Annotated in this window: 16 protein-coding genes; 13 read left to right on the top strand and 3 right to left on the bottom strand. The window is 72.3% G+C overall.

Going from position 1 to position 16,390, the window contains the following annotated elements; all coding sequences use genetic code 11:
* Window positions 1–24: 24 nt before the first annotated feature.
* Complete coding sequence (locus EO776_RS03365; protein ID WP_089307993.1) at window positions 25–1,212, bottom strand: ABC transporter ATP-binding protein; 1,188 nt, start codon at window positions 1,210–1,212, stop codon at window positions 25–27.
* A gap of 325 nt (window positions 1,213–1,537) precedes the next feature.
* On the opposite strand from EO776_RS03365, the gene EO776_RS03360 reads away from it, so the two are divergent.
* Complete coding sequence (locus tag EO776_RS03360; protein ID WP_094519454.1) at window positions 1,538–2,821, top strand: RNA-guided endonuclease InsQ/TnpB family protein; 1,284 nt, start codon at window positions 1,538–1,540, stop codon at window positions 2,819–2,821.
* 11 nt (window positions 2,822–2,832) lie between these two features.
* On the opposite strand, the gene purL is transcribed toward EO776_RS03360, so the two are convergent.
* Together purL and EO776_RS03350 are read right to left on the bottom strand one after the other, a co-directional pair.
* The gene (gene purL, locus EO776_RS03355; protein ID WP_100050372.1) at window positions 2,833–5,121 is read right to left on the bottom strand and encodes a phosphoribosylformylglycinamidine synthase subunit PurL; all 2,289 of its coding nucleotides are present in this window, start codon (window positions 5,119–5,121) and stop codon (window positions 2,833–2,835) included.
* 454 nt (window positions 5,122–5,575) lie between these two features.
* On the bottom strand, window positions 5,576–5,953 hold the full coding sequence (locus EO776_RS03350) for a hypothetical protein (RefSeq protein ID WP_049931502.1): 378 nt from the start codon (window positions 5,951–5,953) through the stop codon (window positions 5,576–5,578).
* Window positions 5,954–6,267: 314 nt separating this feature from the next.
* On the opposite strand from EO776_RS03350, the gene EO776_RS19255 reads away from it, so the two are divergent.
* From EO776_RS19255 to mtnP, 12 genes are all read left to right on the top strand, one after another.
* The gene (locus tag EO776_RS19255; protein WP_246041485.1) at window positions 6,268–6,609 is read left to right on the top strand and encodes a sensor histidine kinase; all 342 of its coding nucleotides are present in this window, start codon (window positions 6,268–6,270) and stop codon (window positions 6,607–6,609) included.
* A 64-nt stretch (window positions 6,610–6,673) separates the two neighbouring features.
* The gene (locus EO776_RS03340) at window positions 6,674–7,723 is read left to right on the top strand and encodes an MBL fold metallo-hydrolase (RefSeq protein WP_094592697.1); all 1,050 of its coding nucleotides are present in this window, start codon (window positions 6,674–6,676) and stop codon (window positions 7,721–7,723) included.
* Window positions 7,724–7,808: 85 nt separating this feature from the next.
* Complete coding sequence (locus tag EO776_RS03335; RefSeq protein WP_129452358.1) at window positions 7,809–8,750, top strand: DUF4129 domain-containing protein; 942 nt, start codon at window positions 7,809–7,811, stop codon at window positions 8,748–8,750.
* 58 nt (window positions 8,751–8,808) lie between these two features.
* On the top strand, window positions 8,809–9,360 hold the full coding sequence (locus EO776_RS03330) for a DUF7269 family protein (protein ID WP_086216739.1): 552 nt from the start codon (window positions 8,809–8,811) through the stop codon (window positions 9,358–9,360).
* A complete protein-coding gene (locus EO776_RS03325; RefSeq protein WP_100050371.1) occupies window positions 9,357–10,790 on the top strand; it encodes a DUF58 domain-containing protein in 1,434 nt (477 codons plus the stop codon). The genes EO776_RS03330 and EO776_RS03325 overlap by 4 nt, the downstream gene beginning before the upstream one ends.
* Window positions 10,730–11,374, top strand: coding sequence for a DUF7519 family protein (locus tag EO776_RS03320; protein WP_049931498.1), 645 nt, complete (start codon window positions 10,730–10,732; stop codon window positions 11,372–11,374). Before EO776_RS03325 ends, EO776_RS03320 begins: the two co-directional genes overlap by 61 nt.
* A gap of 99 nt (window positions 11,375–11,473) precedes the next feature.
* A complete protein-coding gene (kdgK1, locus tag EO776_RS03315; protein WP_186279051.1) occupies window positions 11,474–12,439 on the top strand; it encodes a bifunctional 2-dehydro-3-deoxygluconokinase/2-dehydro-3-deoxygalactonokinase in 966 nt (321 codons plus the stop codon).
* 66 nt (window positions 12,440–12,505) lie between these two features.
* Window positions 12,506–13,201, top strand: a complete 696-nt coding sequence (locus EO776_RS03310) for a phosphoribosyltransferase (protein ID WP_049931497.1) — start codon at window positions 12,506–12,508, stop codon at window positions 13,199–13,201.
* A 12-nt stretch (window positions 13,202–13,213) separates the two neighbouring features.
* Window positions 13,214–13,882 carry an HD domain-containing protein gene (locus EO776_RS03305; RefSeq protein ID WP_100050370.1) on the top strand — a complete coding sequence of 223 codons (669 nt, stop codon included), beginning with the start codon at window positions 13,214–13,216 and terminating at the stop codon, window positions 13,880–13,882.
* 128 nt (window positions 13,883–14,010) lie between these two features.
* Window positions 14,011–14,163, top strand: coding sequence for a hypothetical protein (locus EO776_RS18850; protein WP_176454917.1), 153 nt, complete (start codon window positions 14,011–14,013; stop codon window positions 14,161–14,163).
* Window positions 14,160–15,158, top strand: a complete 999-nt coding sequence (locus tag EO776_RS03300; RefSeq protein WP_100050369.1) for a YeiH family protein — start codon at window positions 14,160–14,162, stop codon at window positions 15,156–15,158. The genes EO776_RS18850 and EO776_RS03300 overlap by 4 nt, the downstream gene beginning before the upstream one ends.
* A gap of 100 nt (window positions 15,159–15,258) precedes the next feature.
* Entirely contained in the window at window positions 15,259–16,137 is an 879-nt protein-coding gene (gene mtnP / locus EO776_RS03295; RefSeq protein WP_094519460.1) for an S-methyl-5'-thioadenosine phosphorylase, read from the top strand.
* Window positions 16,138–16,390 lie beyond the last annotated feature (253 nt).

Below are 16,390 nucleotides of genomic sequence, written 5' to 3'. Positions count from 1 at the left end.
GTTCGGCCGCCGGCAGCGACTCGCCTAGCGCGGGTACCAGGCGAGCGGGTGGTCCGCGGTGAGTTCGAGGGAGACGGGCTCGTCGAGGTCGAACTCCTCGACGTGGTTGTGGAGGCAGTGGACCGCCTCGCCGGAGTCGAGTTCGACCCGGTAGACGAAGGAGGGCCCGACGTACTGCCGCGAGGTGACGACGCCGTCGGCGAGTTCGGAGGTCGCGGGGGTCGCGCGGAGGTCGTCCGGGCGCACGAGCACGTCGACCGGCGCGCCGTCGTAGACGGTGTCGTATCCCTCCAGCGTCACGGCGTCGAACCGGCCGATGCCGGTGTCGACCTTCCCGTCGCGGAGCTCTCCTTCGAGGAACGACGCCCGCCCGAGGAAGGAGGCGACGAACTTCGACTCGGGGCGCTCGAAGACGGACTCGGGGCGGCCGACCTGCTCGATCCGGCCGTCGCTCATCACCGCGACGCGGTCGGAGATGGAGAGCGCTTCCTCCTGGTCGTGCGTGACCGAGACGGCGGTGACGCCCGCCTCCTTCAGGATGCGGCGGACCTCCTCGCGCATCTCGACGCGGAGGCGCACGTCGAGGTTCGAGAAGGGCTCGTCGAGGAGGAGTACCTCGGGCTCGGGGGCGAGCGAACGCGCGAGCGCGACGCGCTGCTTCTGCCCGCCGGAGAGCTGGTCGGGCGTCTTCTCGCCGTGGTCGGTCATCTCGACCAGTTCGAGCAGCTCGTCGACGCGCGCCTCGCTCTCGGCGGCGTCGGCGTCGGTCAGCCCGAACGCGATATTCTCGCGGACGGTGAGGTGGGGGAACAGCGCGAAGTTCTGGAAGACGATGCCCACGTCGCGCCGCTCCGGCGGGACGAACGACCCGTCGCCGGCGACGACCTCGTCGCCGAGGGTGATTTGCCCCTCAGTCGGCTCTTCGAGGCCGGCGATGGTGCGCAGCGTCGTCGTCTTGCCGCACCCGGAGGGGCCGAGGAACGTCAGCAGTTCCCCCGACCGCACGTCGAGCGAGACGTCGTCGACGGCGGTCTCGGGGCCGAACGCCTTCGTGACCTCGGACAGCGACAGGACGGGGTCCGCGGCGGCGGTCGCCCCGTCGTCGGCGGCGGCGCTCGCCCGGTGGTCGGTCGCGGAGTCGTCCGATCGATCGGCCGTCGCGTCGTCCGACTCGGTCGAGCGCGTCGTGCCGACTGGTTCCGTGGATGCCATCGATGAGGGGCGGGCACCGGAATGGCCGGCGTCCCGCGGTTGCCGCCACATACTTTAGGAGCACCTAAAAGCGTATCGCTCCCTCTCGCGTCGTCGAAATCGGTGATCGCGAGGGTACGGAGCGCGGGGCTCGCCGCTCATCCACCGCGTCGCGCCGGCTCAGCATAATACAAGGTAGAGCCTCCGAGCTCACGGAGCGAGCGAAGCGAGCGAGTAGGTCGGAGAGGAAACCGACCCGGCACTACACCAGCCACGTTCGATTGTCGGCCGGCTCCTCCCCGAACCGTCACTAATATAAAAACAAAAGTATACATCTGAAGTACGGATGGAGGTCCGTCGCACCGTCCCGGTCAAACTCAATGTGGCCGACAGCGACGCCGACCTCCTCCATGAAACTATCTCCGAGTTCCTGTGGGCTGCCAACTACGTCGTCGACCACGCCTGGCAAGGCGAGTATAAAACGACGAGCAAAGCCCAACTTCAACGTGAAACCTACGACGACGTGCGGGCAGAGACACGGTTACAAGCGAATCTCGTTCAGAACGCTCGCAACAAGGCCGCCGACGCCGTCCAAAGCGTTGTCGCCCGCTGGAAACAAGGCGACTACGCAGGGAAACCGTCTTTTTCCGCTCCCACACTCGTCTACGATAAGCGGTGTGCCACGTTCAACGACGACCACGCGACGCTCTCGACCGTCGAAGGCCGCATCACGGCCGAGTACGTCCTTCCCGACGAGAGCCGCGAGACGCCCCACTCGGAGTATCTGTTCAACGACGACTACGAGGTGACGGGCGCGGAACTTCACTACCGAGCCGGTGAGTTCTACCTTCACGTCCGCACAAAGGCGGATGTGGAGTTCGAGACTGCCGACGACGGCAACGACGAGCACAGCACAGTCCTCGGCGTTGACCTCGGCATCGAAAACGTCGCCGTCACGTCAACAGGCACGTTCTGGAACGGGTCGGAGTTGAACCATTGGCGCCGCGAGTTCGAGAAGCGACGCGGGTCGCTCCACCAGCGCGGGACGCGGGCCGCTCACGAGACCATCCAATCGGTCGGACGCACGGAGACGGGACGCTACGACCACTTCTTCCACACCGTCTCGAAAGAACTCGTCGCAGAAGCCGTCGAACACGACTGCGACGTGATCGCGTTCGAGAACCTGACGGGAATTCGTGAGCGGATGCCGAACGCCAAGAAGTTCCACGCGTGGGCGTTCCGACGCCTGTTCGAGTACGTCGAGTATAAATCCGAAGTCGTCGGCATCTCGGTTGAACAGGTGAGTCCCGCCTACACCTCCCAGCGGTGTTCCAAGTGCGGGTTCACTCACGAGAACAACCGCCCGACCTCGGACGGACAGGACGTATTCGAGTGCCTGAAGTGCGGATACTCACCGCACGCGGACTACAACGCGGCGAAGAACATCGGTCTGAAGCATCTCCGCTCGACGCAAACGTCGTCGGGTGGAGGCGCACCCGTAAACGTGCGCTTGAATCGCGGGACGTTGAACGTGAACGGTGATTACGAGCCTGCCAGCGATGGCCAGAACGGGAGTCCACGCGAAAGCCCCGCCGTCAACGAAGCGAACGGCGAAGCCGTGAGCAAGTAGGGCGGGGTAGTTTACGCCAGTTCGCGCTCGATCACGTCGCGGTGGTCGCGGACCGCGTCGACCGAGAGCGCGACCGACTCGTCGCCGACCGCGAGCGAGAGCGTGCCGTCTGTCGTCACGTCGCCGAGCCGGAACACGGGGAGGTCGCCGGCCACCGCGGCGACCGCCTCGGGATCGGTCGTCTGGACGAGGAGGCGGCCGGGCGTCTCGTCGAACGCCGCGACGCGGTCGGGCAGCGTCGCGTCGACGCCGGCGTCCTCGGTCACCAGCTCGGCGAGCGCGACCGCGAGCCCGCCCTCGCTCACGTCGTGGGCCGCGAGCGTCGACTCGTGGCGGGCGGCGGCCGCGAGCGACGCGACGAGGCCCCCGAGGTCGTCGGCCGCCCCGGACTCGTCGGGTAGGGTCGGGAACCGGTCGCCGCCGCCGGCGTGCGCGAGGTACTCGGAGCCGCCGAGCGCGTCGCCGCCGGACCCGACCAGCAGAAGCACGGAGTCGGCCGCGCGGTCGGCGTCGAGCGCGGCGGGCGGGGCGTCGTAGCCGCGCCGCGTGCCCAGCACCGCGAGCGTCGGCGTCGGGGGGATCGGCCCCTCGACGCTGTCGTTGTACAGGGAGACGTTGCCGCCGACGACGGGCGCGTCGAGCGCGGCGCAGGCGTCCGCGAGGCCGTCGACGATCCCCTCGAACGCGCCGTACACGTCGGGCTTCTCCGGGTTGCCGCCGTTGAGACAGTCGACCGCGGCGAGCGGGACCGCGCCGGTCGCGGCGAGGTTCGTCGCGTTCTCGAGGGCGACGGCTCGGGCGCCCTCGTACGGCGCGACCGCGGTCCACTTCGGGTTCGCGCCAGAGGCGAGCGCGAGGCCGACGCCGTCGGCGGAGGCGGCCGTTTCGCTCGCTTCGTCGGTCGGCTCCGTCTCGCGGACCGCGAGCAGCGCGGCGTCGTCGCCGGGCTTCACGGCCGTGCGCGTCCCGACCTCGTGGTCGTACTGGCGGTACACCCAGCGCTTGCTCGCGGTGGACGGGGCCGAGAGGACGGCCGCGACCGCCTCGTCGAGCGAGGGCTCGTCGGCGGGCAAGTCTCGGTCGGGCTCGCTCGGCGGCTCGCTTTCGAGGTCGTTCATCGGCGCGCCGTCCGCGAGGAACTCGGCGGGCGCGTCGACGACGGTCTCGGGGTCGCGGTCGGTCGCGCCGTCGGCGTCCGCGCCGCCCTCGCCGTCCGCGCCGCCGGCGAACTCGCAGACGTAGTTGCCGTCGGTCACCTCGCCGATGACCGAGCAGCCGAGGTCGAACCGCTCGGCGAGGTCGGCGACGCGCTCGACGTTGTCCGGGGCGACCTCGTAGCACATCCGCTCCTGGCTCTCGGCAAGCAGGATCTCGGTGGCGTTCATGTTCGGCTCGCGCTGGTGGACGGCGTTGAGGTCGATCCGCGCGCCGAGGCCGCCCTTCGCGACGAGTTCAGAGGAGGCGCCGCCGAGGCCGGCCGCGCCGAGGTCGCGGGCCGAGCGGACGAGGTCCTCGTCGATCAGCGCCTCGTTACACTCGATCAGGCGCTTCTCGGCGTAGGGGTCGCCCACCTGGACCGCGGGGCGGTCCTCGGTCTCGGCGTCCTCGGCGAGGTCCTCGCTCGCGAAGGACGCGCCGCCGAGCCCGTCGCGGCCGGTGCCGTTCCCGACGAGGACCAACTTGTTCCCGGGCTCCTGTGCGGTCGCCGTGACGAGTCGGTCCTCGTTCGTGAGGCCGACGCAGGCGACGTTGACGAGGGGGTTCCCCTCGTAGCCGCCGTGGAAGGCGACGCTGCCGCCGACCGTCGGGACGCCGATACAGTTGCCGTAGTGGGAGATGCCCTCGACGACGCCCTCGAAGAGGTACCGGGAGCGCTCGCGGTCGAAGCCGCCGAAGTACAGCGAGTCGAGGAGGCCGATCGGGTACGCGCCCATGCTCATCGTGTCGCGGACGATGCCGCCGACACCCGTCGCGGCGCCGTCGAACGGGTCGACGAAGGAGGGGTGGTTGTGGCTCTCGACGCCGAAGGTGACGTAGGTGTCGCCGTAGTCGTCGGCGTCGCGCTCGGCCGCGGGGTCGTCGGCCGCGTCCGGCTCGGGCAGCGCGAGGACCGCGGCGTCGTCGCCCGGGCCGACCACGACCTGGTCGCCCTCGCTGTCGAACGCCGACAGGAGGGGCCGCGAGGAGCGGTACGCGCAGTGCTCGCTCCAGAGGTTCTCGAACAGCGCGGCCTCCGCCGCCGTCGGCTCGCGGCCGAGCTCCGCGGTCACGAGCTCGTGGTCCGCATCGGACAGGCTCATTCACTTACGTGGTCATCGAGCCGGTTCTAATGCTTTTCTATACGCACGTTCGTGGTGATACCCGAGCGGGATCCCGCACAGTTAGCGGTCTCGGAGGCGCATGCCTGCGAGCGGCCGCCACCGGCGGCCGCGAAGCCAGCACGCGCGAGGGAGTCGGTGGGCCGAAGCGAAGCGGAGGACCACCGACGAGGCTGGGGAGGTGTGAGGTGCGGGGCTGTGCGGAGTGGGACTCAAAGGGGCAGCCGGGAGGCTGAGCTTTGGAGGAGGCTCTCACGGCCGCAACGATCTATAGCCGAGCGGGTGAGGCTTTCGAGGAGGTTCCCACGACCGATCCGCCGGCAATCAGTCACGAATGACCGGCCGGATCGTCGGCAGTGTTCGTCGTCGGTCTGCCGACAGCGATTTAGCCAGAGTGGTCTGGTTATAACTAAACGGCCGGAACGCCGAGCGAGATTTATGCCAGAACGGTCACCGCGGCGAAGACGACGACCGTCCCGGCCGCGCCGAGCGCCATCGCCTTCGCGTTGAGCTTGACCGCCTTCCTGCGGTCGGCGGCGAGCGCCTCCTCGTTTTCGATCTCGCTCGTCCCCCCGCCCACGTCGAAGACGCCGATGCCGGCGAAGCCGATACAGAACCGCTCGCGGTACTGTAACGCGCCCATCGCGGCGCCGTACAGCGGGAAGACGGAGAGGATGAGCGACCAGCGCGGCCACGCGAACGAGACGGCCGCCGCGACGAACGCGGCCGCGAGCGCGAGCGACCCGACGCCGAGGAGGAGCCGCCGTCGCTGCTGTGTCGGTCCGATGTTACACACGCCCGGTTGATACTCCATGGGATCGGAAAGAGCGGCAGAAGCAAAGCCTCAACGGATCGCTCCGGCGACCGGTACCGCTACCCCCGAGCGACCGACCCGCCGACGCCCGTCGCTTGACCGGCCGACGCTCGTCTCTCGACTCGCCGACGCCGAGCGACGGTTCATTATCGGCCGCCTGGAACGGGATATCGAACGCGACGGGCGACCGAGACCCGGACCGTCGAGCGCGGGACCTGGGACGGTACGAGACGATACTGGAGTCGCTCGAACCGGTCGACCTCGGAGCGATTGCGGAGGGGTGCTAGCGGAGCGTCGAGACCGCGGACGCGACAGTGCGCGCGGAGGCGACGGCGACGGTCCGCGCGGACCGTAGTCGGCTCAAACAGGTGCTGGAGAACCTCCTGCGGAACGCCGTCTCGCACGGCGGCGCGGACGTGACGGTCACCGTCGGCGACCTCGACGGCGGGTTCTACGTCGTGGACGCCGGCCCCGGACTCCCCGAAGACGAGCGCGGCGAGGTCTTCGAGGCCGGCCACACGACCGACTCGAACGGGACCGGCTTCGGCCTCGCCATCGTCGAGCGGGTCGGCGAGGCGCACGGCTGGGCAGTATGCGTCACCGACGGTCCGGACGGCGGGGCGCGCTCCGAGTTCACCGGCGTCGGTATCGAGTGACGGCGCCGCCGGGGCGGGAGCCGGCGGTGGAAACGGTGAAATGCCCGGCAGCCGACGTGGCTGTGTGAAACGGATTCAGCTCGGCAACACCGTCTTCGAGGGCGAAAACGACGTGTACCTACTGGACGGGGAGACGACGGCGCTCGTCGACACCGGGGTCGCGCTCCCCGAGGTCCGCGAGGAGTTGGCCGACGGCCTCGCCGAGTACGGGCACGCGTTCGGCGACGTGGACGCGGTCGTCCTCACCCACTGGCACCCGGACCACACGGGACTCGCCGGCGAGGTCCAGGCCGAGGGCGGCGCCGACGTGTACGTCCACGAGGCCGACGCCGGCCTCGTCGACGGGACGGAGACGCCGCTGTTCGCCGACCGCGACCTCCAGCGCGAGACGTTTGAGCGGTGGGGGATGCCCGCCGCCGACCAGGAGCGGCTGATCGAGTTCTTCGACGCCGTCAGCGTGGACCTCTCGGGGCGACCGGCCGACGTGACGACCTTCGCGGACGGCGACGCGATCGAGGCCGGCGGCGTCGAACTCGAAGCCCTCCACCTTCCCGGCCACACCGCGGGACTCTCCGGGTTCGCGTTCGACCCGCGGGCGGTGTCGGACCACGACCCCATCGCTGGTGAAGACGCGACCGAGGAGGCGTTCACGGGCGACGCGCTGCTCCCGAAGTACACCCCCAACGTCGGCGGCGCCGACATCCGCGTCGAGGGTGCGCTCGCGGCCTACGCCGAGAGCCTCGCGCGGATCGTCGACCGCGACTTCGACGCCGCGCATCCGGGGCACCGTCAGCGGATCGACGAGCCGAGCCGCCGCGCGGCGACAATCCTCGACCACCATCGGCACCGGACCCGCCGGGTGATCGGGGTCCTCGACAACTCGGGGCCGGCGACCGCGTGGGAGGTGTCGGCCGCGCTGTTCGGCTCGCTGGAGGACATCCACGTCCTCCACGGTCCCGGCGAGGCGTTCTCGCACCTCGACCACCTCGCCGACGCCGGCGTCGTCGAGCCCGACGGGACCGCCTACCGACTCGTCGACCCCGACCCCGACGTCGACGCCCTGTTCCCGACGACGCCGCTCGACGACGTCGTCGACGGGAGCGACGACGCGTAGGCGGAGAGGATCGGGGGCGTTCCGGCGCGACCCCGAAACCGACCGCCGCCGAAAGCTATTCCCGGCGGCCGGCGTAGTCGGGGACGTGAAGCGGGACGCCCTCGTCGCGGTCGCGGTCGCCCTCCTCGCCCTCGTCGCGCTCGGCGTCGCGGCCGCGACGCTGGACACCGCCGTCGACACCGGCGGCGGCGGGTTCGGCGGGAGCGGCGGAGACGCCCCGAGCGTCGGATCTGACACGGGCGACCCCGGCGTCCTCACGTCGTCGGGGGAGGCGGGCGACTTCTCCGCGCCGGGGCTCTGTCTGCCGTTCCTCAGGGAGCCGCCCGCCGTGATCGCGCTGCTCGTCGGCCTGACGCTGCTCGCGGGGGTCACCTATCGCGACACCGGGTCGCCGTTCGCGAGCGTCGCCGTCGCCGGCGTGATGGGCGCCCCGATCGCGGTCCTGTTCTGGGTGCTGTCGACGTGCCGGTCGGTCGCGGAGAACGTCTCCACCTCGCTCGGGATGGGCAGCAACGGGACGGAGTTACTGTCGACCGGCGCGGCCGGCGGCGGGCTCGGCAGCGGCGAGGGCGCGGCGTCGGCGCCGCAGATCCTGTTCGCGGTCGTCGTCGTCGCCGCGGTGATCGCGAGCGTCGCCGCGCTGCTCCTCGCCGGCGGCGACGACGAGGCGGACGGCGGCGGCGACCGGACCGACGAACCGGTCGAGGAGCCGCCGGACCTCGCCGCGGTCGGGCGGACGGCCGGCGAGGTCGCGGACCGGATCGAGTCCTCGGACGCGGACAACGAGGTGTACCGCGCGTGGCGCGACATGACCGACGTCCTCGACGTCGACCGGCCGGACTCCTCGACGCCCGCGGAGTTCGCGGCCGCCGCGGTCGACGCGGGCGTCGCCGAGGAGCCGGTGACCGCGCTCACCGAGGCGTTCGAGCGGGTCCGATACGGCGGCGAGGACGCGACCGACGACCGAGAGCGCCGCGCCGTCGAGGCGCTGCGTCGGATCGAGGAGCGGCACGGAGGCGACTCGTGACGCGCGCTCTGACGGAGAGCGCGGGCGAAACGGTGGGAACCGACGGTGGTGGTCGGTAGTGCGGCCGCTCGCCGTCGCGGGAGTGCTGGCGGTCGCCGTCGGCATCCTCGCGGCGCTCGACCGCGGCGTGGCGTCGGTCCTCTCCCCCACGTCGGCGGTCGTCACGCTGATCGGCGTCCTCGGCGTGGTTCAGGGGATTCGATACGCGAACGCGCGTCGGGACCGCCGGCGGATGCCGACAGACACCGGAGAGCCGGAGCGGCGCGCGCCCGCCGCGGTGCCCGGTGCCGACCTCGACGAGCGGATCGCCCGCGTGGCCAGTCCGGCGCCGGGCGGTTACCGGAACCGTCGCGCCCTCCGCGACCGGGTCCGGGAGGTCGCCGTGGACGCCGTCGCCCGCGACCGCAACTGCTCGCGGGAGGCGGCGGCGACGGCCGTCGACGACGGGACGTGGACGGACGACGCGGCCGCCGCCGCGTTCTTCGACACCCGGACCGCCTATCCCGTCCGGGTCCGGCTCTCCGCCGGGGTCCGGGGACGGTCGAACTACTGGTACGGGCTCCGCGCCGCGATCGGCGAGATCGAGCGGATAGAGGGGGGTGCGGCGTGAGCGACCCCTCAAGCGGCGCCGCCGCGTCCGAGCCGGCATCGACCGACGGTGAGGCGACCGGACGAGACGGCGACGCGGTCGGACGCGACCGCGACGCGACCGAGACTGAATCGGCCGACGCGACCGAGACTGAATCCGCCGGCGCTCCGAGCGACCGGGAACACCGCCGAGCGATCGAGACGGAGCGCTGGCTGGGGGTGGCGGGGGCGGCCCTGGCGCTGGTCGGCCTCGGCGTGCTCGTCCGGCAGTCGTCGCTCGTGCTCGCCGGCGCGGTGGGCGCCGGGTACGCGGTGTACGCGCGGGCGGGCGACGCGTCGGCGCCGGCGCTCGCGGTGACGCGGACGGTGAGCGACGAGGCCCCGGAGCCGGGCGACGAGGTCAGCGTGACCGTCCGGGCGGAGAACGTCGGCGAGGAGGCCCTGCCGGACCTCCGGCTCGTCGACGGGGTCCCGCCGGGGTTGGCGGTCGTCGACGGCCCCGCTCGGGTCGCGACGGCGCTGCGACCCGGGACGGCGGTGACGTTCGAGTACACGGTGCGCGCGGCCCGGGGCGACCACGAGTGGGAGCCGCTGACGGCGATCACCCGCGACGCGGCCGGCGCCCGCGAGCGCACGACCGCGCTCGACGCGCCGACCGCGATCGCCTGTACGCCGGAGCTGTCCGCCGGCGGCGACCTCCCGCTGCGCGGGCTGACGACCGTCCACCACGGTCGGGTGCCGACCGACGTGGGCGGCGCCGGCGTTGAGTTCCACGCCACCCGGGAGTACCGCCGCGGCGATCCGCTCAAGCGGATCGACTGGAACCGGCGGGCGCGGACGGGGGAGCTGTCCACCGTCGAACTACGCGAGGAGCGCTCCGCGACGGTCGTGCTGGTCGTCGACACCCGCGAGTCCGCGTACGTCGCCGCCGACCCGGACGCCGAGACGGCGGTGGAGGCGAGCGTCGCGGCCGCGGGACAGGCGTTCTCCGCGCTCCTCGACGGGGGCGACCGGGTCGGGATCGCGGCGCTGTCGCCGATCGACTGCTGGCTGCCGCCCGGCAGCGGGACCGTCCACGCGGCCCGCGGGCGCGAGACGCTCGCGACCGACCCCGCGCTGGCGCCGACGCCGAGCGACGACCGGTTCTACCGGTCGCTGTGGCTCCGGCGGTTCCGGCGGCGGCTCCCGGCCGACGCGCAGGTGCTCTTCTTCACCCCCCTCGTCGACGAAACCGCGACGGCGATCGCGCGGCGCGTCGACGCGCACGGTCACCTCGTGACGGTCCTCTCGCCGGACCCGACGACGGCCGAGACGGCGGGCGAACGGTTGACCGCCTTCGAGCGCCGCCAGCGGCTCCGGGCGCTCCGGGCGGGCGGGATCCGCGCGCTGGAGTGGGGCGACGACTCCTTCCCGGCCGCGGTCGCGGCCGCGACGAGGCGGTGGTCGCGATGAGCGGCGACGGCTCGGCGCCCGGAACGACTGGCGACGGATCCGCGATTGCGACGGGGGGCGACGAGTCGGCGTCCGAAGCGCCAGCCGACTTCCACGAGGCGGACGCCCGGCCCCCGACGGTCGCGGTCGTCGCGAGCCTCGCCGCCGCGGGCGTCGCGGCGACCGCCGCGCTGATAGCGAGTCCGACGGGCGGCGCGCTGGTCGGGGTCGGCGCGCTCGCGTTCCTCGGCGGCTCGCTCCGGGGGTCGGCGCGAGTCCTGACGTGGGGCGCGACCGCGGGCGTGGCGGGGATCGCGCTCGCGGGGTACCGCGGCGCCCCGCCCGAAGCCCTGCTCGTCGCCGCCGTCGGGCTGGCGGTCGCGTGGGACGTCGCCGACCACGGGGTCGGCCTCGGGGAGCAGGTCGGACGGGGCGCTCGGGTCCGGCGGAACGTCGCGGTCCACGCGGGGGCGAGCCTGCTCGTCGGCGCGCTCGCGGCCGGCCTCGTGTACGGCGTCTCGCTCGCGGTCGGCGGCGGCCAGCCCGTGGCCGCGCTCGCGCTCCTCTTGGCGGGCGGTATCGCGCTGATCTCCGCGCTGCGGTGACAGTGCGAGCGCCAGGTTTACCGGGCCGCCCGCGCGCTGCGCGGCGATCGCGGACGCTTTTGTGCTGGCCCGGCGACGGCCGAGTATGCGAACCGAAGGGTGGTCGGCGTGACCGACCTCGTGACGTTCGGCGAGACGATGCTCCGCCTGTCGCCCCCGCGCGGCGAGCGGCTGGAGACGACGGACTCGCTCGACGTTCAGGCAGGCGGCGCCGAGAGCAACGTGGCGGTCGGCGCGTCGCGGCTCGGCGTCGACGCCGTCTGGCTCTCGAAGCTGCCGGACTCCCCGCCGGGGCGCCGAGTGACGAACGAGCTGCGGAGCCACGGAGTGACGCCCGAGGTGGCGTGGACCGACCCGGCTGAGGGCCGCGTCGGGACGTACTACCTCGAACGCGGCGGCGCGCCGCGGGGGTCGAACGTCGTGTACGACCGCGGGGACGCCGCGATCACGACGGTGACGCCCGGGGACCTGTCGACGGCGTCGTTCGCGGACGCGAGCCGGTTCCACACCACCGGGATCACGCCCGCGCTGTCCGACCGCGCCGCGGAGACGGCGGCCGCGCTGCTGCGCGAGGCGGGCGACGCGGGGCTCACTCGCTCGTTCGACCTGAACTACCGGGAGAAGCTCTGGGACCCGGAGACCGCGCGAGCGGCCTATGAGAGCCTGTTCGAGCACGTCGACACGCTGTTCGTCCCGCGGCGGGACGCCCGCGAGGTGTTGGACCGCGAGGGCGACGCGGTCGCGATCGCGCACGGACTGGCCGCGGAGTTCGGCGTCGAGACGGTCGTCGTCACCCGCGGGACGGAGGGCGCGGTCGCGCTGCGCGACGGCGAGGTGTACGAGCAGGGCGTCTTCGACGCGGAAACGATCGACGCGATCGGCACCGGAGACGCGTTCGTCGCGGGCTACCTCGCGAAGCGGATCGACGGCGGCGACCTCCCGGCCGCGCTGGAGTGGGCGGCCGCGGTCGCGGCGCTGAAACGCACCGTCGCGGGCGACGTCGCCGTCGTCACGCCCGGGGAGGTCGAGGGCGTGGTGGCCGGCGGCGGCGGCATCGATCGGTAGTCGACCGGCGCGGGGCGAGCGCCGGAGCTAAACCCTTATCAGCGCGCGGGTGGCAGGTACGCCCGTATGAGCGACCTCCCGGACGACTTCGACTGCACGCTCACCAACTGGGAGTACATCTACGGGCTCTGCCGCAACGTCTCCGACGCGGTGAAGCGGGCCGACTTCGAGCCGGACGTGGTCGTCGCCCTCGCCCGCGGCGGCTGGTTCGCGGGGCGGTGTATCTGCGACTTCCTCGGGCTCAACGACCTCACCAGCCTCAAGATGGAACACTACGTGGGGGCGGCCGAGAAGAGCGACGAACCGCAGATCCGCTACCCGATGCCCGAGGGGAGCGTGGAGGACAAGAACGTCCTCATCATCGACGACATCGCCGACACCGGCGGCTCGATCAGCCGCGCCGAGGAGTACGTCGAGGACCGCGGCGCGGGCGAGGTCCGCACCGCGACCCTCCAGCTCTTGGGCACCTCCGAGTTCCAGCCCGACTTCGTGGGCGAACGGCTCGAACAGTGGACGTGGGTCGTCTACCCGTGGAACTTCCTCGAAGACATGATCGACCTCACGGAGGGCGCCATGGAGCGCGCCGACGACTCGACGTTCTCGCGGGAGGACCTCCGGCACTACTTAGAGGAGTACCACGGCATCGGCCGGATCGAGATGGAGGTCGCCCAGCCCGGCCGCCTCGACGAGGTCATCGACGAGATGGTCCGGCGGGACGTGGCCGAGCCCGTCGGCGACGAGACGTGGGCGCTCGCCGAGTAGCCGGACCGAGCGATGGCCCCCGGAGACGACGCCGACGCTGACCCCGCAGACGACGCGGCGCTCGACGCCCTCCTCGACGCCTACGCGCTCAAAGACGAGCGGCGCACGGGGTGGCAGCTCCGCGGGGTCGACGAGCCCGAGTCCGTCGCCGCCCACTCGTGGGGCGTCGCGTACCTCGTGTTGACGCTCGGGGACCGGTTCCGCGAGGACCTCCCGGGCGTCGACCGCGACCGCGCCCTCCGGCTGGCGGTCGTCCACGACGTCGCCGAGGCGGAGACGGGCGACGTGGCGACGCGGGCGGCCGACGTGACGGCCGACGACGACGCGACCGGGGACGCGGTCGATCGCGAGGCGAAGGTCGCCGCCGAGCGAGAGGCCCTGCGCGACCTCGCCGGCCCGCTCCCGGAGCGCGTGCGGGACGCGTGGGAGGCGTACGAGGCCCGCAATTCGCCGGAGGCGGTCCTCGTCAAGGAGTGCGACCTGCTCGACACCTGCCTCCAAGCCCTGCGTTACGAGCGCGGCGACCGGTACGACCCGGAGCGCGGCGATCCCGATGCGTTCCGCGAGTACGACGACCTCGACGAGTTCTTCGCGACGAGCGAGCCGCGGCTCCGGACCGACGCCGGGGTGGAGCTGTTCGCGTCGATCCGCGAGCGGTACCGGGCGGCGCGCGACCGGTAAGCGCTCTCGCAGTCCGGTAGCGCCCGCGACCCCGACCGTTCAGCGGTTGCGAGGCCATCGACGGGACGGCGCTCGACCGTCACCGGCGCGAGCGACACCAGTAAGTGTCGGCCGGACCGATTCGGGCCATGGCATCGAACCGCGACGACGGGGTCGCGTCAGACGGCCCGGCGACCGGAACCGGCCTCGTCGACCGCTGGACCGCGCTCGACCGCGGCTGGCAGGCGCTCGCGCTGGGGCTCGGGATCGTCGCCGCGCACCTCGTCGGGCAGGCGCTGTGACGGGGATCGGCGAGGCGGTCCGCGCGTACCTGCCCGGCCTCGCGCTGCTCGCAGGCGGCGCGGTCGCCGCGACGCTCGTCGCGGACGCGGTCCCCGGCCTCCAGCCGCTCGTCGTCGCCGTCGGGATCGGCGTCGGGCTCGGCAACACCGTCGGGATCCCCGAGATCGCGGAGCCGGGCGTGAGCGCCGACAAGCTGTTCTTAGAGACCGGCATCGTGCTGCTCGGCGCGACGGTGGCGGTCGAGGAGTTCCTCGCCGCGGGACCGACCGTCCTCGGGCTCGTGGTGGCGGTCGTCGCCGGCGGGCTCCTGTTCGCGGAGGTCGTCGCGCGCGGGCTCTTCCGGATCGGGTCGCCCACGTCCTCCCTGTTGGCGGCCGGCGCGAGCATCTGCGGGGTCTCCGCGGTCGTCGCAATCGGCCGGGTGCTGGACGCGCGCGGGACCGCGATCACCTTCGCGGCCGCGACGATCCTGCTGTTCGACGCCGCGACGCTCGTCGCGTTCCCGCTCGCGGGCGAGTGGCTCGGCCTCACCGGTCGACAGTTCGGCGTCTGGGCGGGCGTGAGCATGTTCTCGACCGGCCCCGTCGCGGCCGCCGGGTTCGCCTACTCGCCCGAGGCAGGGCAGTGGGCGACCGTGACGAAACTGGCGCGCAACTCGCTCCTTGGCGGCGTCGCGGTCGCGTACTCGCTGGCGTACGCGGCGCGGTCGGCCGCCGACCCCGGCGTCCGGCGGCTGTGGGCGGAGTTCCCGAAGTTCCTGCTCGGCTTCCTCGCCGTGGCGGCGGTCGCCAACAGCGGGCTGCTCTCGCCGGCCGCGCTGGCGTCGATCGGGTGCGTGTCGGACGCGCTGTTCGCGCTGGCGTTCGTCGGCCTCGGGCTCTCGATCCGGGTCGACGACATGCGTGCGGTGGGCGCCGCGCCCGTCGGCGCGGTGCTCGTCCACCTCCTCGCCGTGAGCGCGGTGGCGCTCGCGGCGGTCCGCTGGCTGCTGTGAGACGGGTTCTCCGCGGAGCCGTCGACGACGCGCCGGGCCGTCGACCGCGGCCGCCGACCGCGTTCACTCCTTATAAGTAGCGAGCGGGCGCACTCGGGGTATGGGAACCATCGGATTCATCGGCGGCAGCGGCATCTACGAGGCGCTCCCCCTCAACGACGTGCGCGAGGTCGCGTTCGACACGCCGTACGGCGAGCCGAGCGACGCGGTGACGATCGGCGAGTTCGGCGACACGGGCCGCGAGGTCGCCTTCCTCCCGCGCCACGGCTCGAACCACGGCGTCTCGCCGACCGACCTCCCGTACCGCGCCAACATGTACGCCCTGAAGCAGGCGGGGGTCACCCACGTGTTCGCGTCGAACGCGGTGGGGAGCCTGAAGGAGGAGTTAGCGCCCGGCACGCTCGTCGTTCCCGACCAGATCTACGACCGGACGAAACACCGCGACCTCTCCTTCTACGGCGACGGGGTCGTCGTCCACCAGCCGTTCGCGGACCCGTACAGCCCCGAGCTCGTCGACCACCTCACCGAGGCGGCCGAGTCCGCCGTCGGCGGCGAGGGGGACGACGGCACAGACGTCGTGAAGGGCGGCACCTACGTCTGTATCGAGGGGCCGCAGTACTCGACGCGCGCGGAGTCGGAGTTCTACAAGAGCCAAGGCTGGGACCTCGTCGGCATGACCGCGATCCCGGAGGCGAAGCTGGCCCGCGAGGCCGAGATCGCGTACGCGACGATCGCCGGCGTCACCGACTACGACGTGTGGAAGGCGGACAGCGAGGTGACGCTCGAAGAGGTGCTCGAGAACGCCGAGCAGAACCAGGCGGCGATCAAGGCCGCCGTCGAGGAGGCCGTGCGGACCCTGCCCGAGGACTTGGAGTGTGACGCGCACACGTCGCTCGAAGGCACCGTCAACACGCCGACGGAGGCGATCCCCGAGGAGACGAAGGAGCGCGTTGAGCCCCTGCTCGGCGACTACTTGTAAATAGACGCGCCGTGCGGTGGCGCGTGCCTGTGAGCGGCCGGAGCGAAGCGGCGGCCACGAGGAGCACGCGCGAGGGAGTCGGTCGCCCGGAGCAGCGCGGAGGGCGACCGACGAGGCTGGGGAGTGTGAGGTGCGGGGGCGGTGTGGGGCGGGGCGGGACTCGAAGGGGCAGCCGTGAGGCGGGCAGAGGCGACGTAAGCACCGCAGGAGCGAGTGAAACGAGCGACGAGGAGCGCAAAGAGCGTCTGCCCGC

Source organism: Halorubrum ezzemoulense (assembly GCF_004126515.1).
In the GTDB taxonomy this organism is placed as follows: Archaea; Halobacteriota; Halobacteria; order Halobacteriales; family Haloferacaceae; genus Halorubrum; species Halorubrum ezzemoulense.
The sequence above is the reverse complement of the archived record's forward strand: the minus strand, read 5'-3'. Positions and strand labels throughout refer to the sequence as shown.